The 25854-nt window shown below is 40.2% G+C and carries 24 protein-coding genes and 1 tRNA gene; 21 read left to right on the forward strand and 4 right to left on the reverse strand.

Translation table 11 applies throughout. The annotated features are described in order from the left end of the window. The first annotated feature begins 115 nt into the window (after window positions 1–115). The 13 genes from glgB to KQI58_RS05000 all read left to right on the forward strand — a co-directional run bounded on the left by glgB (window position 116) and on the right by KQI58_RS05000 (window position 14913). The gene (glgB, locus tag KQI58_RS04940; protein WP_216407001.1) at window positions 116–2014 is read left to right on the forward strand and encodes a 1,4-alpha-glucan branching protein GlgB; all 1899 of its coding nucleotides are present in this window, start codon (window positions 116–118) and stop codon (window positions 2012–2014) included. A 42-nt stretch (window positions 2015–2056) separates the two neighbouring features. After that, the gene (locus tag KQI58_RS04945; protein WP_216407002.1) at window positions 2057–3202 is read left to right on the forward strand and encodes a glucose-1-phosphate adenylyltransferase; all 1146 of its coding nucleotides are present in this window, start codon (window positions 2057–2059) and stop codon (window positions 3200–3202) included. Beyond that, window positions 3189–4337, forward strand: coding sequence for a glucose-1-phosphate adenylyltransferase subunit GlgD (gene glgD, locus KQI58_RS04950; RefSeq protein ID WP_216407004.1), 1149 nt, complete (start codon window positions 3189–3191; stop codon window positions 4335–4337). Before KQI58_RS04945 ends, glgD begins: the two co-directional genes overlap by 14 nt. A 2-nt stretch (window positions 4338–4339) precedes the next feature. Further along, window positions 4340–5767, forward strand: coding sequence for a glycogen synthase GlgA (glgA, locus tag KQI58_RS04955; protein ID WP_216407006.1), 1428 nt, complete (start codon window positions 4340–4342; stop codon window positions 5765–5767). A 133-nt stretch (window positions 5768–5900) separates the two neighbouring features. Next, window positions 5901–8339: a glycogen/starch/alpha-glucan phosphorylase gene (locus tag KQI58_RS04960; protein WP_216407008.1), complete on the forward strand. Its 2439-nt coding sequence runs from the start codon at window positions 5901–5903 to the stop codon at window positions 8337–8339. After that, window positions 8320–10152: a glycoside hydrolase family 13 protein gene (locus KQI58_RS04965; RefSeq protein WP_216407009.1), complete on the forward strand. Its 1833-nt coding sequence runs from the start codon at window positions 8320–8322 to the stop codon at window positions 10150–10152. The genes KQI58_RS04960 and KQI58_RS04965 overlap by 20 nt, the downstream gene beginning before the upstream one ends. A 102-nt stretch (window positions 10153–10254) precedes the next feature. Beyond that, the gene (locus tag KQI58_RS04970) at window positions 10255–10860 is read left to right on the forward strand and encodes a hypothetical protein (protein ID WP_216407011.1); all 606 of its coding nucleotides are present in this window, start codon (window positions 10255–10257) and stop codon (window positions 10858–10860) included. Window positions 10861–10966: 106 nt separating this feature from the next. Then, a complete protein-coding gene (locus tag KQI58_RS04975) occupies window positions 10967–11152 on the forward strand; it encodes a hypothetical protein (RefSeq protein ID WP_216407013.1) in 186 nt (61 codons plus the stop codon). A 47-nt stretch (window positions 11153–11199) separates the two neighbouring features. Beyond that, window positions 11200–11283, forward strand: a tRNA-Leu gene (locus tag KQI58_RS04980). Between the two features lie 192 nt (window positions 11284–11475). Beyond that, window positions 11476–12300: a helix-turn-helix domain-containing protein gene (locus tag KQI58_RS04985; RefSeq protein WP_216407015.1), complete on the forward strand. Its 825-nt coding sequence runs from the start codon at window positions 11476–11478 to the stop codon at window positions 12298–12300. A gap of 77 nt (window positions 12301–12377) precedes the next feature. Further along, window positions 12378–13523, forward strand: a complete 1146-nt coding sequence (gene nagA, locus KQI58_RS04990) for an N-acetylglucosamine-6-phosphate deacetylase (protein ID WP_216407017.1) — start codon at window positions 12378–12380, stop codon at window positions 13521–13523. A gap of 124 nt (window positions 13524–13647) precedes the next feature. After that, complete coding sequence (locus tag KQI58_RS04995) at window positions 13648–14349, forward strand: gamma-glutamyl-gamma-aminobutyrate hydrolase family protein (protein ID WP_216407019.1); 702 nt, start codon at window positions 13648–13650, stop codon at window positions 14347–14349. Window positions 14350–14394: 45 nt separating this feature from the next. Further along, window positions 14395–14913, forward strand: coding sequence for a nucleotidyltransferase domain-containing protein (locus tag KQI58_RS05000; protein WP_216407022.1), 519 nt, complete (start codon window positions 14395–14397; stop codon window positions 14911–14913). 16 nt (window positions 14914–14929) lie between these two features. On the opposite strand, the gene KQI58_RS05005 is transcribed toward KQI58_RS05000, so the two are convergent. After that, window positions 14930–15373, reverse strand: coding sequence for a hypothetical protein (locus KQI58_RS05005; RefSeq protein WP_216407024.1), 444 nt, complete (start codon window positions 15371–15373; stop codon window positions 14930–14932). A gap of 166 nt (window positions 15374–15539) precedes the next feature. Between KQI58_RS05005 and KQI58_RS05010 the strand changes: the two genes are divergently transcribed. Together KQI58_RS05010 and KQI58_RS05015 are read left to right on the forward strand one after the other, a co-directional pair. Continuing rightward, a complete protein-coding gene (locus KQI58_RS05010; RefSeq protein WP_048718685.1) occupies window positions 15540–16241 on the forward strand; it encodes an ABC transporter ATP-binding protein in 702 nt (233 codons plus the stop codon). Window positions 16242–16253: 12 nt separating this feature from the next. Next, window positions 16254–18869: an ABC transporter permease gene (locus KQI58_RS05015; protein ID WP_216407026.1), complete on the forward strand. Its 2616-nt coding sequence runs from the start codon at window positions 16254–16256 to the stop codon at window positions 18867–18869. Between the two features lie 77 nt (window positions 18870–18946). On the opposite strand, the gene KQI58_RS05020 is transcribed toward KQI58_RS05015, so the two are convergent. Together KQI58_RS05020 and KQI58_RS05025 are read right to left on the reverse strand one after the other, a co-directional pair. Then, window positions 18947–19540, reverse strand: coding sequence for an FUSC family protein (locus tag KQI58_RS05020; protein ID WP_016180011.1), 594 nt, complete (start codon window positions 19538–19540; stop codon window positions 18947–18949). A gap of 99 nt (window positions 19541–19639) precedes the next feature. Continuing rightward, complete coding sequence (locus tag KQI58_RS05025) at window positions 19640–20599, reverse strand: Gfo/Idh/MocA family protein (protein ID WP_216407029.1); 960 nt, start codon at window positions 20597–20599, stop codon at window positions 19640–19642. A gap of 164 nt (window positions 20600–20763) precedes the next feature. Between KQI58_RS05025 and KQI58_RS05030 the strand changes: the two genes are divergently transcribed. The 5 genes from KQI58_RS05030 to KQI58_RS05050 all read left to right on the forward strand — a co-directional run bounded on the left by KQI58_RS05030 (window position 20764) and on the right by KQI58_RS05050 (window position 24328). Continuing rightward, entirely contained in the window at window positions 20764–21297 is a 534-nt protein-coding gene (locus tag KQI58_RS05030) for a hypothetical protein (RefSeq protein ID WP_216407031.1), read from the forward strand. Between the two features lie 16 nt (window positions 21298–21313). Next, window positions 21314–22096 (forward strand): M15 family metallopeptidase, encoded by a 783-nt coding sequence (locus KQI58_RS05035; RefSeq protein ID WP_216407033.1) that lies wholly within the window; start codon window positions 21314–21316, stop codon window positions 22094–22096. 9 nt (window positions 22097–22105) lie between these two features. Continuing rightward, window positions 22106–22720, forward strand: a complete 615-nt coding sequence (locus KQI58_RS05040; RefSeq protein WP_216407035.1) for a glycoside hydrolase family 73 protein — start codon at window positions 22106–22108, stop codon at window positions 22718–22720. Between the two features lie 38 nt (window positions 22721–22758). Beyond that, window positions 22759–23445: a hydrolase gene (locus KQI58_RS05045; protein WP_216407038.1), complete on the forward strand. Its 687-nt coding sequence runs from the start codon at window positions 22759–22761 to the stop codon at window positions 23443–23445. Window positions 23446–23611: 166 nt separating this feature from the next. Beyond that, the gene (locus KQI58_RS05050) at window positions 23612–24328 is read left to right on the forward strand and encodes a C39 family peptidase (RefSeq protein WP_216407068.1); all 717 of its coding nucleotides are present in this window, start codon (window positions 23612–23614) and stop codon (window positions 24326–24328) included. Between the two features lie 52 nt (window positions 24329–24380). Here KQI58_RS05050 and KQI58_RS05055 read toward each other — a convergent pair whose 3' ends face one another. Beyond that, window positions 24381–25112: an HAD family hydrolase gene (locus KQI58_RS05055; protein ID WP_216407069.1), complete on the reverse strand. Its 732-nt coding sequence runs from the start codon at window positions 25110–25112 to the stop codon at window positions 24381–24383. A 214-nt stretch (window positions 25113–25326) separates the two neighbouring features. On the opposite strand from KQI58_RS05055, the gene KQI58_RS05060 reads away from it, so the two are divergent. After that, window positions 25327–25818: a pyridoxamine 5'-phosphate oxidase family protein gene (locus KQI58_RS05060; RefSeq protein ID WP_216407040.1), complete on the forward strand. Its 492-nt coding sequence runs from the start codon at window positions 25327–25329 to the stop codon at window positions 25816–25818. The last annotated feature ends 36 nt before the right edge of the window (window positions 25819–25854 follow it).

Genomic DNA, 25854 nt, shown 5'->3' on the forward strand with positions numbered 1-25854 from the left:
ATTTATTAAGGCCCCGTGTTATTATAATAAAACGAGCAACGTTTTTATTATTAAATTTTACACATCAAAATGTAATATAAGGACGCTTTGCCGTTCGTTCAAAAAGGTGGTTCTCATGAAAAATAAAAAAGAAGATGGAATGCAGCAAATGGTTGATGCTAAAAGAACATTTTTGTCTGGAGAAAATTTTTATGCGCAACACTTACTTGGTGCTCACCAAGAGAAAGATGGCTATGTTTTTCGAGTATGGGCACCGAACGCACTCGCAGTTTTTCTAGTTGGTGATTTTAATGGCTGGCAAGATCAGGCGATGGAAAAAGATGAGGCAAGCGGAATTTGGCAAATTTATACGGAAGATGCAAATGAAGGGGAACTTTACAAATTTAAAGTTCGTCAAGCGGATGGTCGCGAAATTCTAAAAATTGATCCTTTTGCGGTTCGATTTGAAAAAAGACCTGGAGATGCTGCGGAATTGTACAATTTCCCTGAGAAAAAGTGGAAAGACGGCTTATGGCGCGGACGGAGTAAACGTTCAAATGCGTTCAAACGTCCATTGAACATTTATGAAATGCACGCAAGTTCATGGAAACATCATGAAGATGGAACACCTTACAGCTTTGCGGATTTGAAAGAAGAGCTTGTTCCTTACCTCGTTAAAATGAATTACACCCACGTTGAGTTTATGCCGTTAATGGAGCATCCATTAGGGCGCTCATGGGGGTATCAACTGATCGGCTATTTTGCCTTAAGTTCGTATTATGGCACACCGGAAGAGTTTCAAGATTTTGTTGAAGCTTGTCATTTGAATAATATCGGTGTATTTGTCGATTGGGTACCAGGTCACTATTGTATCAATGATGATACGTTGCCATATTATGATGGCACCCCGCAGTTTGAATATACAGACCCTGATCGGGCGAAAAACAATCGCTGGGGATCAATTAATTTTGACTTAGGCAAACCACAGGTGCAAAGCTTCCTGATTTCAAGTGCGATGTTTTGGATTGAGATGTTTCATATTGACGGTATTCGCGTAGATGCTGTTTCCAGCATGATCTATCGGGATTATGATGACGGTCCCTGGACGCCAAATCATGAAGGCGGAAATCGAAATTTTGAAGGCTATTATTTCTTACAAAAGCTGAATGCTGTCATCAAACTGGCACATCCAAATGTTTTGATGATCGCCGAGGAGAGCTCTTCTGAAACGCCGATAACGGGGATGATCGAAACCGGTTCATTAGGCTTTGACTTCAAGTGGAATATGGGCTGGATGAATGATGTCCTGCGTTTTTATGAGATGGACCCGGTTTTTCGTAAAGACAATTTCAATTTGATCACTTTTTCGTTCATGTACATGATGCAGGAAAATTTCATTTTACCACTATCTCATGATGAGGTCGTACATGGTAAAAAGAGCTTGATGCATAAAATGTGGGGCGATCGTTACAAACAATTTGCGCAGCTGAGAAACTTGTACACCTATTTCATGGTACACCCCGGGAAAAAATTATTATTCATGGGGAGTGAATGGGGACAATTCTTAGAGTGGAAATTTGATGAAGGTCTAGAATGGACTGATTTAAATGATTCTTTAAATCAGTCCATGCAACATTTTACCGCAGAGCTGAATACTTTTTATAAAGAACAGGCTGCTTTATGGGAGCTAGAGGACTCATACGATACGATCGAGATTATTGATGCAGATAATACTAGCGAATCAGTCTTAACCTTCATGCGTAAAGGGAAAAGAAAAAAAGATTTCTTAATTATCGTTCTAAATATGACACCGATCGAACGTCGCGAATTTCATATTGGCGTTCCGTATCCGGGAACATATAAAGAAGTTTGGAATACTGAAATGAAAGAATTTGGTGGGACTTGGACAAAACATAATGAGGATTGTCAAAGTGAACCAATCAAATTTAAGGAGTACGGTCAGTTGATCAAGACGACTGTCCCAGCTCTGGGCGCCATTATTTTAAAACCAGAGTCAGTCAACACACGCAAGTAATAGAGGGGAGGTCGATGAAGGAAAGTCCTTCATCAAACAAAAATGAAAACAGAAATTTTAGCAATGATTTTAGCCGGCGGGAAAGGTTCTCGTCTCGGCAAACTTACACAAAAAATTGCAAAACCTGCAGTCCCTTTTGGCGGTCGCTATCGGATTATTGATTTTACACTAAGTAATTGTATCAATTCAGGTATCAATAATGTTGGGGTTGTTACGCAGTATCAGCCATTGGCATTGAATAATCATATTGGAAATGGCTCGAGCTGGGGCTTTGATGGTCTTAATTCGGGTGTTACAATTTTACAACCGTATTCTAGCAATGATGGCAGTAAGTGGTTTGAAGGAACAGCTCATGCAATCTATCAAAATATGGATTATATCGATCAGATGGACCCGCAATATGTTTTAGTCTTATCCGGTGACCATATTTACAAAATGGATTACGAAGCGATGCTAGAGGATCATAAAGCGAATAACGCTTCATTGACTGTCGCAGTAATCGAAGTACCAATTGAAGAGGCTTCACGATTTGGAATCATGAATACGGATGAGAATGATCGGATTATTGAGTTTGAAGAAAAACCAGAAGAGCCAAAAAGCAATCTCGCTTCCATGGGGATTTATATCTTCAACTGGAGCCGTCTGCGCAGCGTGCTGTTAAACAGCTATAAAAAAGATGACCAAATGCTGGATTTCGGAAAACACGTAATTCCGGCTTATCTGGAAAGTGGCGAGAATGTTTTTGCCTATCGTTTTGATGGGTATTGGAAAGACGTAGGTACGATCGATTCACTTTGGGAAGCGAGCATGGAGTTCATCGATCCAGAACATAGTCTGAATATTCGTGATAAAAATTGGCGGATTTTAGCAAAGAACACGATCTCACCACCTCATTTCTTGACAGAACATGCGGATGTGAAAGATTCTCTGGTGGTTGACGGTTGTTATGTGGCTGGTGAAGTACAACACAGTATTTTATCGGATGACGTGCAGGTCAAAGAAGGCGCCAAAGTTGTCGATAGTGTTATTATGCCTGGCGCTACGATTGGTAAAAATGTACAAATCACTAAAGCGATTATCGGTGAAAATGCGATTATTGGCGATGATGCCGTAGTTGATGGTTCAGAGGAAATTGCCGTAGTGGGTTATTCAGAAGTGATTGGAGTGTTGACAAGTGAGAGCGAATAAAATGTGTGCCATTTTGGGCAATGTGTATGAATGTCCAGAATTATTACCTTTAACTGAAAAAAGACCATTGGCAACCTTGCCTTTTGATTGTAAATATCGTCTAATTGACTTTAATTTGTCGAACGCCATCAACGCGAATATCAAGTCTGTCTATATGGTGTTCAATCAAGGAACCACCAAGTCCGTTTTTGACCATATCGGCGGCGGGCGCGAATGGCATTTGGACAGTGTCGATAGTCGTTACTTTATTCATTTCTATCAAGATTTCTTGAAGAAAAAAGCCGAAGGACGTCCTTATTTTGAATCAGTGATCGATTATCTGAATAAATCAAAATCGGAATATACCGTTTTTATGGGCAATCGTATGCTTTACAACATTGATTTGGAATCTGTTTTAAAAATTCATCTGCAAAATGAGAGTACAATGACGGTTGTTTATAAGAAAATGCCTAAGAATCAAATCTATCGTCAAGATGAAATTATTGAAGCAGACGAACATGGTATTGTACAAGGCCATCACAATTTCTTGGAAGACAAGACAGATGATGAGCTGCTGAATCTTAGTATGAAGATCTTTATCTGCCGGACAGATTGGTTGATCAACGCTTTGCAAGAAGGCCAAAACTTGGGTGGACCAGTTGCACTTGTGGATTTCTTAACATTAGCAATGGACCAAGTAAAGACATATGCTTATGAATATACAGGCTTCTTAAGTAATATTTTCGATATTAAGTCTTATTACGATGCGAACATGGCTATGCTAGATCCTAAAAAGTTTACTTCGCTGCTCTATTCTAAACAAAAAATTTATACTAAGTTGAAAAATGAAGTTGCCACCTACTACTCTCCAACTTCGGAAGTAAAAAACAGTCAGTTTGCAACAGGCTGTCTAGTAGATGGAAAGGTTCATGGATCGCTGATCGCGCGTAGTGTAATCATTGAAAAAAATGCCGAAATCGAAGAATCCATCATCATGGCAAGCTGCACGATAAGTGAAAAGGCTTATATTAAGCATGCGATCTTAGATAAGAATGTGGTAGTTGAACCAGGTATCAAGATTATTGGATCTGCTGAACAACCAGTAGTGATTAAGAAAAATACCCATGTGTTAAGTGATGTTTACGGAGGCGAATAGGCGTGAAGACATTATTTGTAGCAGCGGAATGTGCACCCTTTTTTAAAACAGGAGGATTGGGTGATGTTGCCGGTGCTTTGCCAAAAGCATTGAAGGAAAAAGGAACCGATATCAAAGTAGTACTTCCATTTTTCACTAAGCTGCCGCAGCGATATAAGGATCAATTACAAGACTTATTCTCTTATGATGTTTATGTTGGTTGGCGCAAACAGTATTGTGGCGTGAAGTATCTGCAGATGAACGGGATTGATTACTACTTTTTGGATAATCTATATTACTTTGATCGTCCAGAATTGTACGGATACTTTGACGATGGGGAACGATTTGCTTTCTATCAGCAAGCAGTTATCGAATTGATGGAGAAAATTGATTTTATTCCAGATGTGATGCATTTGAATGATTATCATACCTCATTCATTCCTTGTTTATTAAAGGAAAAATATCGTTGGATTCAGAAATTCAGCAAGATTCGAACGGTCTTAACGATTCATAATATCGAATTTCAAGGTCAGTACGACCGCGGAATTTTGTATGATCTATTTGGTATGGGCAGCGAACGTTACGATGATGGCTCTATTCGTTTTAATGACTGTGTGAACTTTATGAAGGCGGGCATTCTTTACGCTGATCGAGTGACCACTGTTAGCCCATCCTATGCAGAGGAGATCAAAACCCCAGAGTTCGGCGCAGGCCTAGATGTGATCCTGCGAATGGAAAGCGGTAAGTTACGTGGAATAGTGAATGGGATCGATTACGATGCTTTCGATCCTGCTACGGACCCAGCGCTTTTCGCTAACTATGATCAAAAGCACCTCGATAAAAAAATCGAAAACAAGGTCCAATTGCAAAAATATTTAGAGCTGCCAGTTCGTCCGGAGGTTCCGGTGATTGGGATCGTCAGCCGTTTAACCTATCAGAAAGGGTTCCATTTGCTTTTGCAGGAAATGGAAAACTTGATGCAATTTGATGTGCAATTAATTCTGATTGGGACAGGCGATCCAAACTTTGAAAATCAGTTCCGTTACTTCGGTGAGAAATATCCGACTAAAACGAGCATCCAAATTGCTTTTGATGTGACCTTAGCCCAAAAAGTTTACGCAGGAGCGGATATGTTTCTGATGCCGTCAGCATTTGAACCTTGCGGGTTATCTCAGATGATTTCTATGCGCTACGGTACTTTGCCGATCGTACATGAAATCGGCGGGTTAAGAGACACTGTTGAGCCTTATAACCCCATCACAAATGAGGGAACAGGATTTGGTTTTAATATTTATGAATCTTTCTATCTGATGAACGCGATGAAGCAGGCGATCGAACTCTACCAAAATCATCCAGATATTTGGCGAGGGCTGATGCTTGAAGCAATGTCGCGAGATTTCAGCTGGGATGGATCAAGTGAGCAATATTTAGAACTATACAAACAAATGTAGGATTCGAAGAGCCAGAATCTAAGCCATTAGGCGTTGGATTTTGGCTTTTTTGTATCAATACTTTCTTATAAAAGGTACTATGTATGTATTAAGAAATACACGTAATTAAAAAGTGTAGGTTGGAGATGAAAATATGAACAAGACGGAATTTAAAAGGCTATTCAGTCAGCGGTTGGCTGAGAAATTTGCAATGGAAGTCAATGATGCTTCACCAAACGAACTTTATCAAACATTAGGTTCGTTAATGACCTCTACATACTCACAAAATTGGCAGCAAACATGGAAAGACTATCGAGAGGCAGATCAAAAGCAAACGTATTATTTCTCTATTGAATTCTTACCAGGAAAAATGTTAAAGAGCAATCTTTTGAACATGGGCTGGTTGGAGATGGTTACAGAAGCTCTAGCGGAATTAGGAATCGACTTAGAGGATTTAGCCGAAGTCGAACCAGATATGGCGTTGGGGAATGGCGGTTTAGGACGTCTGGCTTCTTGTTTTATGGATTCAATCGCCTCAATGGGCTTACCTGGTAACGGAAACGGGATTCGTTACGAGTACGGTCTGTTCAAACAACGTTTTGTGGACAATTATCAGGTTGAACTGCCGGACGAATGGCTGCAAAAGGGAAATCTTTGGGAAGTCCGTAAAGAAAGCAAAGCGGTGGATGTTCGCATCGGCGGAGATGTCTACATGAGTCATGATGAGGCTGGCAATCTGATTCCAAACTATTCAGGAGGCATGGTGGTACGTGCGGTTCCTTATGATACTGGAATGGTTGGCTATCAAAACGGCATAGTAAACACGATGCGCTTGTGGTCGGTAGAAATTCCACCTGAGGAAGAGGAACGTTATCGCAGTATTGGCGATCGACGTGCCGTAGAGGACTTGACTTCAGTACTTTATCCAGATGATTCCAATGAGGCTGGAAGAAGGCTGAGATTATCACAGGAATACTTCTTTGTTTCAGCAGGGGTACAAAGTATTTTGCGCTATTATAAACAATTGAAGAAGCCGATGGATGAAATCAATCAATATATCGCGATCCACATTAACGATACACATCCTGCAATGTGTGTGGCTGAATTTATGCGACTGCTAATTGATGAAGAGAAGATGGGCTGGGAACGAGCATGGAATGTCACTCAAGAGGTAATGAGTTATACAAATCACACTATCATGGCGGAGGCCTTGGAAAAATGGTCGATCAATATGATGAAAAGCGTTTGTCCAAGAATTTATCAAATCATTGAAGAAATTGATCGCCGCTTTGTTGAGGAAATGACTGGGGTCCACGATTTTGATTTGATTCAACGAACAAGAATTATTCAAGGCGATCAGGTGCATATGGCGCATCTGGCGATTATTGGTTCCCATTCGATCAATGGCGTGGCCAAGCTTCACTCCGATTTGCTAAAGGCAGTCGTCTTGCATGACTTCTTCTTACTTTACCCTGCTCGATTTAATAACAAGACAAATGGTATTGCGATGCGTCGTTGGACCCAATTGACCAATCCTACGATGAGCAAGGTGTTGGATGAACACATAGGAGATTCTTGGCGCAAACGACCGAGAGATCTACGCCTATTATTGAATTACGAGGAAGACGACCAGGTTCTTAATGCTTTAGCAGAAGCAAAGTTGGAAAATAAGAAACGTCTGGCAGCCTATATTCAAAAACATTGTGGAGTTGAAGTGAACCCGCAGGCGATTTTTGATGTACAGATTAAACGATTGCATGCCTATAAGCGACAATTATTAAATCTCCTGCATATTATTAAGCTCTATTTGGATTTAAAAGAGAATCCGGAGCTTCTTATCGAACCGCGAGTGTTTATTTTTGGAGCAAAAGCAGCACCGAGCTATCACTATGCCAAATCGGTCATTAAAGTGATCAATGAAACGGCAAGTTTGATCAACCAGGATACGTCCATCAACGACAAATTGAAGATCGTTTTTTTGGAAAATTATAACGTGAGTTTAGCCGAACGAATTATTCCTGCTGCTGATGTCAGTGAACAAATTTCATTAGCTTCTAAAGAAGCATCAGGTACTTCAAATATGAAGTTGATGTTAAACGGCGCAGTGACAATTGCAACTCTGGATGGCGCAAACGTGGAAATTCGTGATGCTGTGAGCGATGATAATATTGCGATCTTTGGCTTAACAGAGTCTGAGGTGTATCAATATTATGAAAATAGAAACTATTCTTCAGCTGATATTTACAAGGATGATACGGTTGTCCACAAAGTAATAAAGGCATTGATAGATGGTACGATTCCTAATATTATTGCAGAAGGTCAGGAAATTTTTGACTCATTAATCAAATATAACGATGAATTTTTTGTCTTGCGTGATTTTGCAGACTATTGTCTGGCACAGCAATCAGTTGATCAGGCCTATAAGGACAAAAGACGTTGGCGCCAAATCAGCCTGCGCAATATCGCGAATGCTGGACGCTTTTCTTCAGACAATACGGTTCAGCGATACGCAGACGATATTTGGCAAATAGAACCTGTCTTCGCTCATGAAGACGATCGAGGTGTAACACAACATGACTCATATCTACTTTAATCCCTGGTTAGAGCGTTATAAACAACCTTTTGGTGCTGTTCAAGAAGGGGCGATGGTCAATGTTTGGCTGTCTGTCCCAGAACAGCAGAATACCAAGGTTTTTCTAGTCGTTCGTAAAGAGGGAAGTTCTGTTGGACAGAAAATCTTTACGATGGAGCCCGCTACAGAAGACCGGTTTCATTTTCAGACGATTATGGATCAGGGCTGGGGACTGTACTTTTACTATTTTAAAATCGTTCATGAAGCGGAAGGGCATGAAACCATTCAGTATTATGGCTTCAAAGGACAAGGTGGTGAAGGACGAATTTATGGTTCGGAACGAGAGGTTATCCCTTATCAGCTGACCTGCTATCAAAAGCCAGAAATCGCACCGAAATGGTATCGAAATGCAGTGTTTTATCAAATTTTTCCGGATCGTTTTGCTAACGGGAATCCGAATCGCGTTATCAATCAGCCGAAAAAGAATTCCTTCATTTACGCGACGGAAGAGGACGAACCATTTTATATCAAGAATAAGGAAAACGAAATTGTTCGCTGGGACTTTTTTGGCGGAAACTTTAAAGGAATCCAAGATAAAATTCCTTATTTGCAGGAGCTGGGGATTACTGCGCTTTATTTGAATCCGATTTTCGAAGCCAGTTCAAATCATCGCTATGATACCAATGATTATTTTAAAGTCGATAGTATTTTAGGGACAGAAGAGGAGTTTCGCAGCCTGATCGCGGCTTTGCATACAGCAGGAATTGCTGTTGTGTTAGATGGTGTCTTCTCACATGTAGGAAAAAATAGCCGCTATTTCAATATTTCTGGATTTTATGGCGAAAATACGGGAGCAGCTCGCGATCCACAAAGTCCATATCGTGATTGGTTCACGTTTAATCATTATCCTAATGATTATAAGTCCTGGTGGGGTGTAGCAGATCTGCCGGAAGTTAGAAAAGAAAATCCAAGCTTTCAAGAATTCATTTATGGCGATCTAGACAGCGTACTATCGAAATGGACTTCGATGGGGGTTGATGGTTGGCGGTTAGATGTTGCGGATGAGCTGACTGATGATTTCATCGCCGGTATTCGTAAAAATCTACTGTCCTATCAAGAAAAAATCCTGATAGGAGAAGTCTGGGAAGATGCTTCGAACAAGATTGCTTATGATACTCGCCGTAAATATGTTTTTGGGGATCATTTGCAGGGAGTAATGAATTACCCGTTACGCCAGCAGATTTTAGATATTCTGAAGCAATCACGCTCGTTGCAGGACATCTGCGAAGAAATGATTCGTTATCAGGAAAATTACCCAGCGGACTTTTATCACAATCAGTTAAACAATATTGGCACCCATGATACTGAGCGCATTCTGACCATGCTAGACGGCTCTGTTGAAGCACTAGATCAGGCTTGGGGACTGATGTTTATGATGCCGGGAATTCCTTGCGTGTACTACGGGGACGAGGCGGGATTAACAGGTGGAAAAGACCCTGATAATCGTAAATTCTTTCCATGGCAGTCGATTGATCCTAGGTTGTTCAAAAATTGTCAGAAGTGGATTGAGCGGCGGAAGAAATACGATGTTTTGAAAAATGGTCAATTTTTCCCGTTTTATTCAAAAGCACAGCAAATCTTTGGGATTATTCGCTATTCAGGGAATGCTTATGTGATCTATGCCATCAATTTATCCGATCAGGAGCAAAGCTTGAACGTCGGAGAGCTATCTAGTCCGCGTGCGTATCGCGGGGAGTACGCTGTTTTAGACCGAATTTTAGAAGGCGAAATTTTGGCACCAAAAGGCAGTCTGTTTATGTATGATTCAGAATAACCGGCTGCCTGCGTCGGATTTTCCGTTTCTTAGGAAATTAAAAAGCATTTTTGCTTCTTTTATGCTAAACTATTGCTATATCAGAACAATGAGGATGATTTTATGCAAACGTACACCAGAAAAAAGTGCCGCTTTCCTGCCTTTGATGATGATGCAGGAGTTAAAATAGTACAAACGAACCAACGTGTTTTATTTGATGGACAAGACGACTTGATCACGAGCTATCGTCTTGAGGCTAAAGATATTTTTGAACGTCAAATGCCCAAAACTAAGCGGAATAGACGTGTCAACTTGGACGATGAGCCACGAAGAGAGTTAGATCATCATAAAGCAAATCTACCTAAATATCATGATCATAAAGAATCCAAAAAAGTGAATTTGTTTGAAGAACGGAAACCGAAGGAAACTGCAAAGACTAACTTTAATACTCGTAGTGCACGAAACGGCCGTAGTGCCACTCCATTTGCACCGAAATATGTTCCTTCTTCTTTGATTCCAGATACGCCAGCGGATGCGGTATCACCGAGAGAATTGATGAGTCGAATGGAAAAGACACCTCAATCCTACATTTTATTTGCTTCTGAAAACGAAGAAAAGCAACCGGTGATGGAAAGAAAAAGTTCACGTCAACGTTTGGATCGTTCATTAAGAGGCATCATGCAAGAAGACAATTCACAGATCGAAAATAGCAAATACTTTCACGATTAGACAGGAGGTGCCTCAGGGCATTCTTCTGTTGTTTTTACTCATTCAACTTTTTTGGTTGAATAGTAGGAATAATTTGTACGAAGTAACAACAACGAGGAGAGAGCATATGAATCCATTTGAAGAAAAAATTCGCCAGTTAAGAGCAGGGGAAATTGATAAAATCGAGGTAACGAAAGATGATTTCTTTTTATTCCGCGAAGCCTGGATTACACAAGAGGACAAGAAATATTTTCGGGGAATTGCTGGTCTTAAGGGGAATATTACTTATGTTTATGATACAACGATCGTTTAAGCTCTTGACTTTTTGATGTCAGCTCGGTATCATGAAAAAGGTTCTGCGCGGCGGTGTTGGAATTGGCAGACAAGCATGACTAAGGATCATGTGAGAGCAATCTCGTGTGGGTTCGAGTCCCATTCGCCGCATGAAGGATGTACCGGATGAGGGTGCATCTTTTTTTTGCATTAAAATACTATGTTAGGTCGTTTCTTTTATCTCCTGTTCAATTTCATTCAATTCTTTTGCTAATTTAGAACACAGGAGTTGCTTGTCAAATCGTCATCGGATAAAATTAAATTATTAAAAATGTGAATTTGCATATTTTGGAGGAAGCGGTAATGGAAGCGATTGGTCAAGTCTTAAAGGATTTTAGAAAAGAACATGGCATGACACAAAAAGACCTTTCTCAAGGGATTTGTTCGCAAAGTGTCTTAAGTCGAATCGAAAACAATGAAGAGATACCAAATATTTTTGTAATCCAACAGCTTTGTCATCGCCTAGGAATTACGATCGACCAACTGATGCTTGATTTTCTACCGGAAGAATTATTCCTGCGAAAATATTTCAATAAGATGTTCATGTATCTGCGGATCGGGAAATATTTAGAGATTCGTGCAACGCTGGATTACTTGGACGAACGTCAGATTACTCATTTAGATAAGGACCGTCAGCTAGCATGCTTTTTCAAGGCTGTTTGCGCCTATTTCATTGATAAGGATGCGGAGACAGCATTGGAGCTAGTCATTCAGGGGCTCTCAATTTGTGTTTCCAAAAAATATGACGGCTATTTTGATAGTCGGATACTGCTCTTGAGTTTTGCTGGAAAAATGAGCTCGGTTTTAGAGAGAGTAAATGAAGCACACGCGTATTACAACCAAAGCTTTGAATTGTTTAAAACAATGATGGCAGATTATTCAGAGCGTAGTGAATTGAGCAATCTTTTTGTAAACTATGGAACGTTTTTAGTGAAACAAGATCGTTTGGATTTGGCAGAAAAGGTTGTAGATATGGGATTAAAATGGAACCGACAGCAATGCAGCTACTACAAACTGAAGGAGCTTTTGGAGCTAAAAATTCTTATGTTAGAGGCTCGTGATGAGATTCACTTGGTAATCAATTATCGAAAAATGCTACGTGCACTAGAGAAAATAAAAGATTTATAAATGGTCTACACCATTCTTGACTTATAGTGGATTCAGGAGTAACTTTAAGGTACTAAGAAAAAAAGGGAGAGCTCACAATGAAAACATTTATTTATGCTGACAAATTCTTTTTAAACTCTGGTGTAAAAGGAGCAGGTTATTTAGATGTCACTGATGGCATTTTTGGAGCATATACGAAGGAAAAACCAGAAGGAGCAGAAATCATTGACCAAAGTGGAAAATGGATCGCCCCTGGTTTAGTGGATACACATATTCACGGATATAAAAATCATGACGTGATGGACAACGACGCTGATGGTATCAAGGTTATGTCTGAAGCTTTATTATCTTGTGGTGTAACAAGTTTCTTACCAACAACGTTGACTTCAACGAAGGAACGTTTGAAGGATGTTGCCGAAACAATTGGAAAAATGTACAAAGATGTTGACGGTGCGAAAATTCAAGGAATTTACTTTGAAGGACCGTTCTTTACAGAAGAACACAAAGGAGCACAAAATCCTAGCTACTTTGGCGATCCAGACTTGGATACTTTCCATGAATGGCAAGAAGCTTCTGGCGGTTTGATCAAGAAAATCGCTTTAGCGCCTGAGCGTAAGGGTGTTAAAGAGTTTGTCAAAACAGTTACTGATGAAGGCGTAGTTGTTTCATTGGGACACTCAAATGCGACTTTGGAAGAAGCGCAAGAGGCTGTTGAAGCTGGCGCAAGCGTCTTTGTTCATGCTTATAACGGAATGCGCGGCTTGAATCACCGTGAACCAGGTATGGTTGGTGCACTATTGACCTTACAACATGTCTTCTCTGAATTGATTTGCGATGGACACCATGTGCATCCACAAGCAGCTGAAGTCTTGATGGAAAAGGCTGGACATGACCATGTGGCATTGATTACTGACTGTATGATGGCTGGCGGTATGCCTGATGGTAACTACAATTTGGGCGAATTCCCAGTCGTGGTTGCAGAAGGAACTGCTCGTTTAGAATCTGGTAATTTAGCCGGAAGTATCTTGAAATTGAAAGAAGCAATCAAAAATGTGGTTGATTGGGGAATTGCGACTCCAGAACAAGCCGTGATGATGGCTTCATATGTACCAGCAGTCAGCTGTAAAATTGATGACAAATGCGGGATGATCGCTGAGGGTCGTGATGCGGACTTCATCGTATTAGAACCTAACATGGATCTTGTAGCAACTTACCTTGATGGTGTTGAACGCTACCACGCGTAAATGAAAATAAATTTTTAACTCGGTCAATCTTTTGATCGAGTTTTTTTGATTTTGCTCAACTTTTTATGGTAAAATTTTTGGCAAAAGTTTTTGTGAGGAAAAATTTAATTAAAAGGAGAAATCTATGGGACCAATAATTGGTGTTATGCCGCTGTACGATGAAGACCGTGATAGTATTTGGCTGTTACCGGGGTATCAAGATTTGATCGAACAAAATGGCGGGATTCCCCTCATACTACCGTTGACGACTAATAAAGAGACGTTGCGTCCATTTTTGTACATTTGCAGTGGTTTTCTTTTCACTGGAGGACAAGATGTTGCCCCTGCTTCGTATGGAGAAGAAAAGCAACCAGTCTGCGGTCCACAAAGCCTAACTCGTGATGAAATGGAGCTTTTTTTCATGAAAGAAGTGATAGAAGGGGACAAACCTTTACTAGCTATTTGTCGAGGTGTCCAATTACTAAACGTTTTATACGGGGGCACACTTCATCAAGATCTGCCAAGCGAATATACGAGTGAGATTGATCATCATATGAAGGCTCCCTATGATCAGGTTCAACATAAGGTTGATCTGCCTGAGGATAGTTTGTTACAGCAACTATTGCAGCGAGATGAAATGGGAGTAAATAGTTATCATCATCAGGGGATTAAGGATTTGGGTGCTGGATTAGAAGTGACGGCGATCTCGACAGATGGATTGATTGAAGGCATTTCTTTGCCAGATGCAAAATTCGTTTTAGGTGTTCAGTGGCATCCTGAATTTTTCAATGCTGTTACGGTGGAAAATCAAGCATTGATGGCAGCATTTCTTGCAGCATGTAAATAAACGCACGCTAAATCAAATGTAAAACGACTTAACGGGAGGAAAACAATGGCTTATGAAGGAAGCAAAACTATCCCTGCAGACAAGGATAGTTTTCTTTGGATGATTGATTTATTAAATGAATGGCAAATTGATTATTGGGTGGAAGGCGGCTGGGGGATCGACACCCTTTTAGGAAAACAAACTCGAGAGCACCGAGATATCGATATTGATTTTGACGCTTCCGCTGAGGCAGAATTAATGGAAAAGCTATTAGAACTTGGGTATCAAATCATAACTGATGAGCGCCCTACGCGGGTGGAACTGTATCATCCTAAACATGGCTTCCTCGATCTTCATCCCTTTGACCTTAGTGAGGCAGGGAAAATGAAGCAAGCAAATCCTGAAGGTGGTTGGTTTGAGCTAGAAGTCGATTGGTTTTCAGAAGCTATCTTTGAAGGGCGCAGAATTCCTTGTGTTTCTGTTGAGGGACAAAGATTGTTTCACAGCGGTTATGATTTAAGAAAGATTGATTTAATTGATTTGGATAAGCTGAACGATAGCTATCCAGTCGACAATTCTCAGTAAAACAGCCTGAGATTACTCAGCTAGAAGATAGATAGGATTCGACTTCATGCTGTTGTAGTCTTCGTATTTCTGTTTTTGGAAATGTTCGATAGTCTTTGCGACGATAAAGCGCGTGATGATGATCCGTGCTTTTTTTCTTATTTTTAGCTAAATAATCTGCGTAAGCTTCGTCATTTACAAAAATTTTATAGGATTTTCGACCAGTTTCGCTGATGATTTCGTAGATACCACAGGGCATCCCTTGAAGCTGATCAGCAACTCTTAAGTAGAGCTTTGCGATCTCCAAGCTTTTAAAAGGAAAATCAATTCGTCGTAGTTGGCGCTTCTCATCTTTTTGTGAGCAAATACATCTACCGCAGGTTCCGCAGAGATACTGTTCGTGATTTTCTAGACAGTCCCTTTTTCCTAGTAAAGGTGTCGCGCGACAATTTGTTGCATAACATTCTGCACATTCTTCCATGATGATAATCCTCCTTTTTTCTTTATTATGTAATCAAAAACTGCAGTTTTCAATCATTTTTCCAAAGTATATTTTTGGTAGGCTAGCGACATCTGTCGTTGGCTTTTTTTTTCGCTATGGTAAACTAAAGGAGTTAATAATTATGATAGATGAGGGGGATTATTCAATGTCGTATATTGATGTTATAGATGAGAGTAAACATTACAAAATGGGTGAGACCATTATCAAAGCCAATGAAAAAATAAATTTCTCGATCGAAAAGGGAGAGGTCGCCGTAATTCTTGGACCAAGTGGAGCAGGAAAATCTACAGTGTTGAATATTTTGGGCGGAATGGACAGCTGTGATGAAGGGAAAGTGGTGGTGGATGGAACCAATATTGCTGCTTTCAGTGATAAAGAATTAACCACTTATCGCCGTAATGATGTCGGGTTCGTTTTTCAGTTTTATAATTTGGTTCCTAATTTGACGGCTAAGGAAAATGTTGAACTGGCATCACAAATTGTTTCGGACGCCATGGAGCCTGAAGCAGTTTTACAATCAGTTGGATTAGGTGAACGGATGGATAATTTTCCAGCCCAACTTTCCGGTGGGGAACAACAGCGGGTAACGATCGCACGGGCTTTGGCAAAACGACCAAAATTATTACTTTGCGATGAACCGACGGGGGCTTTGGATTTTGAAACTGGAAAACAAATTCTAAAAATATTACAGGATACTGCTCGGGAAAATGGTACGACAGTCGTCATCATTACCCATAACTCGGCGATTGCGCCAATGGCTGATCGAGTGATTCGGATCAATGATGCCCAGGTACGCAGCGAAGAATTAAATGACCACCCTCAATCAATTGAAGATATTCAGTGGTAAGAGGTGAATAAGATGAAAAAAGCGATGCGACGAACGAATTGGCGTGAGATTGGCCAATCAAAAACTCGATTTTTCTCTATCTTGGGAATCATTTTCCTAGGTGTCGCTTTTTATGTTGGCTTGCGGGCGACTGGACCAGATATGCTGGAGACGGCCGCTAGCTATTATCAGAAGCAGAACCTGGCGGACACACGAGTGGTCTCTTCCCTCGGGATAACCGCTACTGAAATTAAAAAGATTGAAGAAGTTGAAGGCATTAAAGCGGAAGGGCGTTACTTTCAAGACGTTAATTTGAGTAAAGAGGATCAAGTCTTTCGTATTTTTAGTTATGATTCAAAGCAGACATTGAATCGCGTGGTGGTTACTAAAGGGCGTTTGCCGAAAAACTCAGAAGAAATCGTTTTGGATGATCGAGCTTTAGAAAAGGGCTATAAGCTGAATCAACACTTCGACATGTCAGCTGATGAGTCACAGAAGCATTTCAAAAGAGCAGATTTTAAGATCGTTGGTTTTGTAAAAAGTCCCGAGTTTATTGAAACGATTTCTCGTGGAAATACGACAGTTGGAAAAGGCTCCATTGATTGCTTCGCCTTCATTTTGCCAGAGAGTTTTACACAAAAGTTCTACTCCGAGGCGTTGATCAGCTACAAGGATTTAGAAAAAAGTTCTGCCTATTCTGATCAGTATGAAAAACGTTTGAAGAATGATCAGAAGGAACTGAAAAATCAATTAAAGGAAATTGCCCCTCTTCGTTTAGCTGATTTAAAGAAGGAACAGCAAGAAAAACTAGATCGGGCGAAGGAGAAATTCCAGCAGGAAACATCCTTAGATATTGATCGCCTTACTCCTGAGCAATTGAGTGGGATAACGGCATTGAATCCTGAGCTTCCTGAGCAATTAGCTACTTTGGAAAAACAGCAGCAAGCGATTGATCAGTTGCCAGCGCCAGAGTATCATCTGTTTGCCCGCTCAGAGAATCCTGGCTATAGCGAGTTTAAAGACAACGCTGACCGAATCTCGTCACTTGCTTCGGTCTTTCCATGGATCTTCTTTTTGATCGCGGCGTTAGTCACGCTAACGACCATGACTCGAATGGTTGAGGAGAAACGCAATGAGTTAGGAACATTTAAAGCGTTAGGCTATCGAAATGGTGAAATCGCGGAGAAATATTTGTTATACGCTACATTGGCGGGCGGTGGAGGAACACTTTTAGGTCTAGCAGTCGGTTTCTACTTATTACCAGTAATTATTTTTGATGCTTATGGGCAATTGTATAATCTGGAGGGTGTCTTAACGCCTTGGTATCTCTCCTATGCATTAATTGCTCTAGCTGTAGCTTTGTTCTGTTCCGTCGGCTCTGCTTGGCTCGTTCTGCGTTATGATCTAAGAGCGACACCAGCAACTTTAATGCAACCGAAGGCACCTAAAAATGGCAAACGGATCTTTTTGGAGCGTTTGGGCTTTATCTGGCGACGACTGTCATTCAGTCAAAAGGTGACTTTGCGGAATCTATTTCGATATAAACAGCGAATGCTAATGACAGTAATCGGAATCGCCGGTTGCATGTCAATGATTATCACAGGATTTGGGCTGCGAGACTCAATTGGCGATATCGTTACCCTACAATTTGATAAGCTTTGGCATTATCAGGGAACGACTGTTTTCACCAAACCGCCGTCATTGGAACAAGAACAAAGATATGTGAAAGAGTTGGGGACTTTAGCGGATTTTCAAGCGCATCTGTTTGTTTCTTTAGAAACCTTTACGGCACAAACAGAAGGAGTTTCAAAGCAGGAAATTAGTCTTTCGGTTCCTAAAGAAACAACGAAGCTATCTGAGTTTTTGTCTTTTAAAAATCGAAAAAATGATACCCGTTATTCTTTAACTGATAATGGTGTCATTATCAATGAAAAACTAGCAAAGCTATTTGATTTGAAAGATGGGAGTCACTTTAAAATCAAGTCTATTTCAGGCAAAGAGTACGAGGTAAAAGTAGCTTCAGTGGCTGAAAATTATGTTGGACACTTTATTTATATGACACCGAACTATTATCAACAAATATTTGATAAAGAGCCGACATACAATACGGATCTTTTACTTTTCAGTAAGGAACCAAATCAAGAAACAGAAAATCGAATAGCGAAACAATTAATGGAAAACCCCGAAATTGCTAATGTCAGCTTTATGTCGAAGTCACGTGATGTGCTGAAGGACACGGTGCGAAGCCTCAATATTATTATGTGGGTGTTAATCGTTTCAGCCGGACTTCTAGCCTTCATCGTCTTGTACAATCTGACCAATATCAATATCTCTGAACGGATTCGGGAATTGTCTACGATTAAGGTTTTAGGTTTTTATGACGGCGAAGTAGTTCGCTATGTCTATCGAGAGAATATTTTGTTGACGCTGATGGGGATTTTGTTAGGATTGGTTTTAGGGAAAATCGAGCATGGCTATATTTTACAAACGGTTGAACTGGATATGACAATGTTTTCGCCGGATATTCAACCGCTAAGTTATCTTTATGCTAGCTTGATTACCTTGTTCTTTACGCTGGTTGTCGGAATAATCATGTATTTCCGATTGAAGAAAATCGATATGATTGAAGCGTTAAAGGCAAATGATTAAATCCTTACTATTTTTATCATCACAGAAAGTTTTACTGGCTTTTATAAAGTGAACAAACTGCAAAAAGAGGATCAGACCTACTTATGGGTCTGATCCTTTATTTGTTTGCGCACGTCATACAGCATTTTATTCAGATCCGCCTCTTTTTTGCGCAGTTCAACTAGATCCTCTTTGATCTGTTTCTCTTTTTCATCTGTCTGAGGCGAAATAACGCCATTTAAAGAAATCCCAATGATTGTTCCGATGAACGTGTCTAAAACACGATTCAACGCGTAAACAAACGACTCACCCTGAGGGATACTCAAGGCAATCAACAGCATGGTGGCGATCGCTGAAATAATTCCAGAGTTATTGTTCAGTCCGTCCGAGAGAACGATCACCAAGATCACGAATAGAGGTAAAATGAACAGCTCGATCAAAAAATCATTTTTAAAAAAGGCCTGAATGTAGTAAAAAATCAGAGCCAATAATCCGCCGAGGGAATTTCCTAATACACGGGAACGGCCAAAGGAGATGCTCGTGGTCAGATCCTGACGCAGAGAAAAAACGGCGGCCAATGCAGCGATCAATGGAGAACCCCGATCGGTCACATGAAATAACAAAATACATAGCATGACAGCTAAGGCGGTTTTTATCGTTCGCATACCTAAACGAAAACGACCAATTTGCAATATTTCCTCCTACTTTCTTTTCTTTATACTTAATAGTTTAGCGGAACTTTGACAAAAAAACAAAAGGCATTGCCTAAACAATGCCTTTTGTGGAGGAGACTATTGGTTTTGTTGCCACTTTTGCTGCATTTGATCTAGAATATCGATGACGTCTTTTGTAAAGAAGAGGGATTTATTCGGCATTTCACCTTGGATCATTTGGACCATATGTTCAATCTCGTAATTCATCGCATTACCAGAAAAGCCAGATTCAATCAATTCTGTTGTCCCATCATTGAAGAAAAGCTCTGCCTTATCCGCTCGTGGATAGTCATCAATCGTTAAATAGCCATTCTCAAATGCAACGATCCCTTTTTTCGGCATTTTCGCCTGGAAAGTTAGGCTAACTGTAGCCAGCTCGTTTTTGTCATTTTGCAAAATGGTAACTGATTGTTCATCAACACCGGTTGAAAAAGGAACCATAGTCGAGGCGATCACTGCTGGCTGTTCAGTCATAAACCAGCGGGCAAAGGAAACCGCATAGGTGCCGATGTCTAATAAGGCGCCACCAGCTAGCTCAGGATTGAAGAAACGGTTGGTCGGATCAGGTTCCTTGTAGCTGCCAAAAGGTGCTTGGATCATTTTTAGCTTTCCCAATCGACCGCTATCCATTAATGCATGTAGTTCTTGATACAAAGGCATATTAAAAATCGTCATGGCTTCCGCCAAAATCAAATCCTTCTTTTCGGCTAATTCGATAGCCGATTGCAGTTCATCAAGATTCATCGTAATTGCTTTTTCGCACAGCACGTGCTTACCTGCTTCTAAAGCCTGCATGATATGTTGATGATGCTGGCGATTTGGCACGGCAATATATATAATGGAGATATCCTTATCAGCTAATAATTCTTCGTAGCTGCCATAAGCCTTTGGCAAATCGTATTGCTTAGCAAATTTTTCAGCTTTTTCTAAGGTACGTGAGGCACAAGCGGTAAGTGTACTTGTTGTTTGGTCAAAACTTTCTGCAAAACTGTGGGCGATGCCGCCGAGTCCGACGATGCCCCATTGTAGATCGGTCATAGTAATCCTCCTAAAGCTAGATTTAAATTTTCAATAATAAAAAGACAAAACTTGTTACGTCATTTTCCAAAGTATAGCAGTAAATGTTAAAATATTTCAATCCATTTGCTAAAGAGCTGTTTTTTTTCTAAAAAATCAGTAAAATAGAAAAGGAGGGATTTTTCGTGAATCAAATTTATTTAGATTTAGTAATAAGTGCAATTTTTGAACAATTTCATACCGAGCAAGATTTCTACCAAGATTATTTAGGAGTTACCGAGGCTCAATGGCAGCAGTGGAAAGCTGGCCAAAATAATTTAACACCAGAAGCCAATCAAAAAATCAAAAACTTGTTCAGTGATTACGAATGGATGTTGAGTCAAAAAGTGATTCGCCAAACCTTTTTGTTCCCCGAGAAACGTCCAACTGCGGTTGCTGAATATCGTGAAATGAAGACGATCGTTGCACAAAAATGGATCGCCAGCGGGTTAGCTCAGGTGGAGATGATTCCTTTTAAAAATAAAAACGAAGAGGAAAACCACGATTTTATCGATTTGCGGGTAACGATTGATTATGATAGCTGGGGGTATAGTGATATACTGAGTTTTCGTTTGCCAGCTCATATACAAAATCAAATCGCGAGTGCCCATAAGAAGACCGCATTACTTGATTGGGTTAATGAGAATTTAACGGAGACATACACGTCGCTAGACGATTAACGAGAGGATTTTTAATTTGAAAAAAACAGTAGGACTACTTTCAGTCATCATCATGTTTGGGATGACCGCCTATTCGCTTTTTTACAGCACACCAGCAGAATCCGATGCAAAAAAGGAAACTGCCACAACCTATTCTTTTGAGAAAAAGAAAACCACTACAAAGAAAAATGCTGTACAAAAAGCATTGCCGGATTCTAATGCAAATGATTGGAACCTTGTATTAGTCGGTCCCAAAAATAAAATTGAAAAAGAAGTAGCTGAAAGTCAGTTGACTACATTGTCAGATAATAGTCATCAAGTTGACAGCAGAATCGCTAAAGATTACGAGGACTTTTCTGAGGCCGCAACAGAAGCCGGATTTCCATTGGTTATCGTCTCAGCTTTCCGTTCCGTCGAAGCACAAAAGGAAGTCTTTGATACAAATGTCAGCGGCTTAATCAGCGGTAATGGAATGTCTGAAGAAGATGCAATCGCGAAGACGAAGGAAACGATCACTGAACCTGGCTATAGTGAACATCACACTGGTCTGGCCATCGACATCGTTGACCAAGATTGGTACAATTCTTATTCATCACAAGTCTTAGATGCATCCTACGGTGATCAGCCAGGGGCTAAGTGGATTGCTGAAAATGCACCGAAATATGGATTCATCATTCGTTATTTGAAGGATCGTCAGGATATTACAGGGATTACCTATGAACCGTGGCATATTCGTTATGTAGGTAAGGAAAATGCCGAGTACATTTCTAAACACGATCTGACATTGGAAGAATTTTTGAAACAGTTGTCAGCCAAGTAAGGAGGCACCATGCCTAAAAAAACTTATCGAAAACGAAAGTCCAACGCTTCGATCCCCTTGATTTTTGCGGGGATCTTAGTCATTGGGTTGGCTTTCGTTTTTTCTTTACATACATTATCAAATTCTGGCGTTGAAAATGAACCCCAAGAGGAGACACTTTCTCGTCAGCAATTCATTGATCAATTAGCACCACATGCCAAACAATTGCAGCAGGGATATGGCGTTTTGCCGAGTATCATTTTGGGCCAAGCGATTTTAGAGTCAAATTGGGGACAATCCCAGTTAGCGAGCCAGTATAAAAATCTTTTTGGCATTAAGGCTTCTGGTGATCAGCCTAAAGTAAGTTTAGAAACTAAGGAATTTGTGAACGAGCAATGGATTACGATCCAGGGAGATTTTAAAGTGTACAATTCTTGGGAAGAATCCTTGGATGATCATACGATGCTCTTTGTAAATGGCACCAATTGGGACCCGCAGCTTTATGCCGGTGTTTTGACTGCTACCGACTATAAACAAGCAGCCCAAGCTCTCCAAACCGCAGGTTACGCGACTGATCCGGATTATGCAAATAAGATCATTAGTGTGATCGAATCATATAACTTGGATCAATACGACCATTCATAGTAGAATTGACTTAGAAACCTGTTAGGGAGATGGATGCTATGGCAGAAAACAATGCACCTGAAATTATGACCGAACTACGAAAAGACATCGTACGAGTACCAGAAGTAATCCAAAAAGCTTCTGGGATCGTCATTTTTGGAAAAAAGATTCGTTCCATTATTTTTACAACGGATATCGCGATTATCCGAAACACGGACGCGGATGCAGTGATTGCTGTATATCCTTTTACGCCGCACCCGGCAATTACCAAGAGTATTATCGAAGCAGCAGATATTCCGGTGTTTTCTGGAGTAGCAGGAGGCTTGACTCATGGTTCTCGCTCAGCCTATATGGGGATGTTTGCAGAATCGCAAGGTAGCTTGGGCGTTGTGGTAAACGGACCAACCCCGGTTGAAACGATTCAAGCGATCGAGGATGTAGTGGATGTTCCATTAATTGCAACAGTCACTTCAAAATACTCTAAGATTGAAGAAAAACTTGCAGCCGGAGTCGATATCATCAATATCAGTGCGGGAAAGGATACAGTCGATGCGGTGAAGCATTTTCGTAAAATGTATCCTGAACTTCCAATCATCGCTACTGGCGGTCCGGATGAAGAGACTATTGAAGCTACGATTGATGCAGGAGCGAACGCGATCACTTATACGCCGCCATCTAATGGCGTTCTGTTTAGTAAGAAAATGGAAAAATATCGAAAAATGGAATACGATGAAGATCATCAATAGAATAAACACCGAGAATCAGGTTTGATTTTCGGTGTTTTTTTCGTGCAATTTTTCCTGCATTTTTAGGTTCAGTTAAGCTCTATTTGCGATACTTTTATGAACCTAAGAATAGGGGGTGAGTATTATCAAACGAGTAATTAATAAACTAGGAATCCTTGCACTTATTTTGGGCGGTGCATTGATTTATTTGAGTAATACGGAGAGTTCACCTGCAAATAGCCAAACCACCGATTCATCAACAGCAGAAATTTTGATGGCAGATACAGATCTATCGACTAATCAATTGCTTGATGTGCCTTTAGAGGATCAATATGGTGGGGAGGTTGCGATGGAAAACGGCTGCGAGATTACAGCATTATCCATGCTACTAAACTATTACGGATATGAGACAGATAAAAATGAACTAGTCGAGCTGCTTGATTTCGTTCCACTTTATGAAGATGCAGAAAATGAGATTCATGGAAATCCCCATGACGGTTTTGTGGGAAATATCTATGAAGGCTACGAAGCAATGGGTGTCGCTGTAGAACCGATCGCTGAAGTGGCTAATGAAGTTGTGCAAGATAACCAAAGGGTTGTGGCTAATAATAACACCTCATTTGATGAGCTTATCAACGTGATTCAAACTGGCACACCTGTTTGGGTAATTACGACGGTTGATTTTCAAGTACCAACCGAGGATGATTTTCGAACGTGGCAAACGACCAGTGGTGAAATAGAGGTATCGCCCTTATGTCATGCAGTCGTCATCACAGGTGTTGACGAGGAGAATGTCTATGTTAATGATCCCTACGGCTATAAAAATCGAGTAGTAGATCGTAGTGATTTTGAAGAGATTTACCAGCTGATGGGTACGGAATCATTATTTTTGGAGGAAAAATAGAAGACATGGAAATTTCTCTCCATGTCTTTTTCAATCTGTTTAAAAAGTTATTCTAAGCAAAAATATGTTGGAACGTTGGTAATAATTGATCAAAAGAGGTAAGCTCGATGTCCTGAATCTGAGACGTTCCTTTGGGTAATTGGCGATTACGATGATTCAACCATAGAGATTGCCAGCCGGCGCGTTTTGAGCCAATCACATCGTTGTTGAAATTATCACCGACATACAGTGAATTTTCAGGATTTAATGAAAATTGTTTTTTTCCTAACTCAAAAATTTCTACATCCGGTTTTTCGTAACCTGTCGCTTGTGAAATAATAATATTGTCCTCATCTACCCAGTTTAACAATCCCAGCTGCAGGATTTTCTTATATTGATGGTCAGTGGGGCCATTCGTGATGATGCTTACTGGAACCTTTTTAACTTTCAGAAAATCAAGGGTTTTTTCAACTTCTTGATGCATTGTAATGGCATCAAGCTCTGCTTCGTAGACCTCTTGAAAAGTCAACGCTTCTTCATCCGTAATATGGGGATAATCCAAATCCTTCAGTGATTGACTGATCCGGTGGGAGCGCATATACTCTAAGGTCCATTCTTGGGTAATGACTTTGTTAAAGTTGGCGTCACTGTGGACGCGGAAACGAGTGTAAAGGGGAAGCATATCTTCCTCGCTTACTAGTGGAAATAATTTCTGGACTGCTTTGCGGAATGGTTCTTGTTGATCGTAAATAGTATCATCGATATCAAATACGACAGTTTCAATCAAAATCGACACGCCTTTCATTTTCAGCAAATTTTCAAATTATTACAGTTGCTATTTTAGTACAAAAAATCACACAAAAAAAGAGGAAAATCGTTGATTAGAAAAGGTTTTTACTACTAAAAAAGACAAACCGCTGTCTATCAATTTTCAGTATTTGGAACTAAAAAAAAGATTTCTTTTTAAATTCTAATCAATTATGATTAGAATAAAGAAAATGGATAGGTGGAGGAAAATGATGCGCAGAAAAAAACGACAAGTAACAGATTTAGAATCAATTAAAAATTTAGTCGAAAAATCACAGGTTGTAAGAATTGCCTTGAACGGAGAGGATTATCCTTATGTTGTTCCCGTGAACTTTGGCTATGAATGGAACGAGGATAAATTAACGCTTTATGTTCACGGTGCGAATGAAGGTAAGAAAATCTCCATGATCAAAAACGATCCTAAGGTAGCAGTAGAAATGGATGGCAACCACAAATTAGTTGAAGGAACAAGAAACGCCGCATCTTATTCCTATGCGTATCAAAGCTTGATTGGCTTTGGGAAGGCTGAGCTTTTAGAGGATTTGGAAGAAAGAAGACACGCCTTGCATTTACTGATGGAGCATGCGGCAAAAGGGGCTGAGTTTGATGAAATTCCAGAAGGTATGCTGAAGCGTACAGGAATCATTAAAATTATCCTGGACTCTTATACGATGAAAGAAAATATCCATCCTGATGATAAATAAAAAGATTGCAAACCGTTTTTAATGCGGTTTGCAATC

The sequence above is a fragment of the Enterococcus raffinosus genome, from assembly GCF_018917525.1.
In the GTDB taxonomy this organism is placed as follows: Bacteria; Bacillota; Bacilli; order Lactobacillales; family Enterococcaceae; genus Enterococcus_A; species Enterococcus_A raffinosus_A.

Coding starts and splice junctions, on each gene's coding strand:
- glgB (WP_216407001.1), top strand. CDS start 116: ATGAAAAATAAAAAAGAAGATGGAATGCAGCAAATGGTTGATGCTAAA.
- KQI58_RS05005 (WP_216407024.1), bottom strand. CDS start 15,373: ATGGAAGAATGTGCAGAATGTTATGCAACAAATTGTCGCGCGACACCT.
- KQI58_RS04975 (WP_216407013.1), top strand. CDS start 10,967: ATGAATCCATTTGAAGAAAAAATTCGCCAGTTAAGAGCAGGGGAAATT.
- KQI58_RS05045 (WP_216407038.1), top strand. CDS start 22,759: ATGGCAGAAAACAATGCACCTGAAATTATGACCGAACTACGAAAAGAC.
- KQI58_RS04965 (WP_216407009.1), top strand. CDS start 8,320: ATGACTCATATCTACTTTAATCCCTGGTTAGAGCGTTATAAACAACCT.
- KQI58_RS04960 (WP_216407008.1), top strand. CDS start 5,901: ATGAACAAGACGGAATTTAAAAGGCTATTCAGTCAGCGGTTGGCTGAG.
- KQI58_RS05040 (WP_216407035.1), top strand. CDS start 22,106: ATGCCTAAAAAAACTTATCGAAAACGAAAGTCCAACGCTTCGATCCCC.
- KQI58_RS04995 (WP_216407019.1), top strand. CDS start 13,648: ATGGGACCAATAATTGGTGTTATGCCGCTGTACGATGAAGACCGTGAT.
- KQI58_RS04985 (WP_216407015.1), top strand. CDS start 11,476: ATGGAAGCGATTGGTCAAGTCTTAAAGGATTTTAGAAAAGAACATGGC.
- KQI58_RS04945 (WP_216407002.1), top strand. CDS start 2,057: ATGAAAACAGAAATTTTAGCAATGATTTTAGCCGGCGGGAAAGGTTCT.
- KQI58_RS05025 (WP_216407029.1), bottom strand. CDS start 20,599: ATGACCGATCTACAATGGGGCATCGTCGGACTCGGCGGCATCGCCCAC.
- KQI58_RS05060 (WP_216407040.1), top strand. CDS start 25,327: ATGCGCAGAAAAAAACGACAAGTAACAGATTTAGAATCAATTAAAAAT.
- KQI58_RS05000 (WP_216407022.1), top strand. CDS start 14,395: ATGGCTTATGAAGGAAGCAAAACTATCCCTGCAGACAAGGATAGTTTT.
- KQI58_RS05055 (WP_216407069.1), bottom strand. CDS start 25,112: ATGAAAGGCGTGTCGATTTTGATTGAAACTGTCGTATTTGATATCGAT.
- nagA (WP_216407017.1), top strand. CDS start 12,378: ATGAAAACATTTATTTATGCTGACAAATTCTTTTTAAACTCTGGTGTA.
- KQI58_RS05015 (WP_216407026.1), top strand. CDS start 16,254: ATGAAAAAAGCGATGCGACGAACGAATTGGCGTGAGATTGGCCAATCA.
- KQI58_RS05010 (WP_048718685.1), top strand. CDS start 15,540: ATGTCGTATATTGATGTTATAGATGAGAGTAAACATTACAAAATGGGT.
- KQI58_RS04970 (WP_216407011.1), top strand. CDS start 10,255: ATGCAAACGTACACCAGAAAAAAGTGCCGCTTTCCTGCCTTTGATGAT.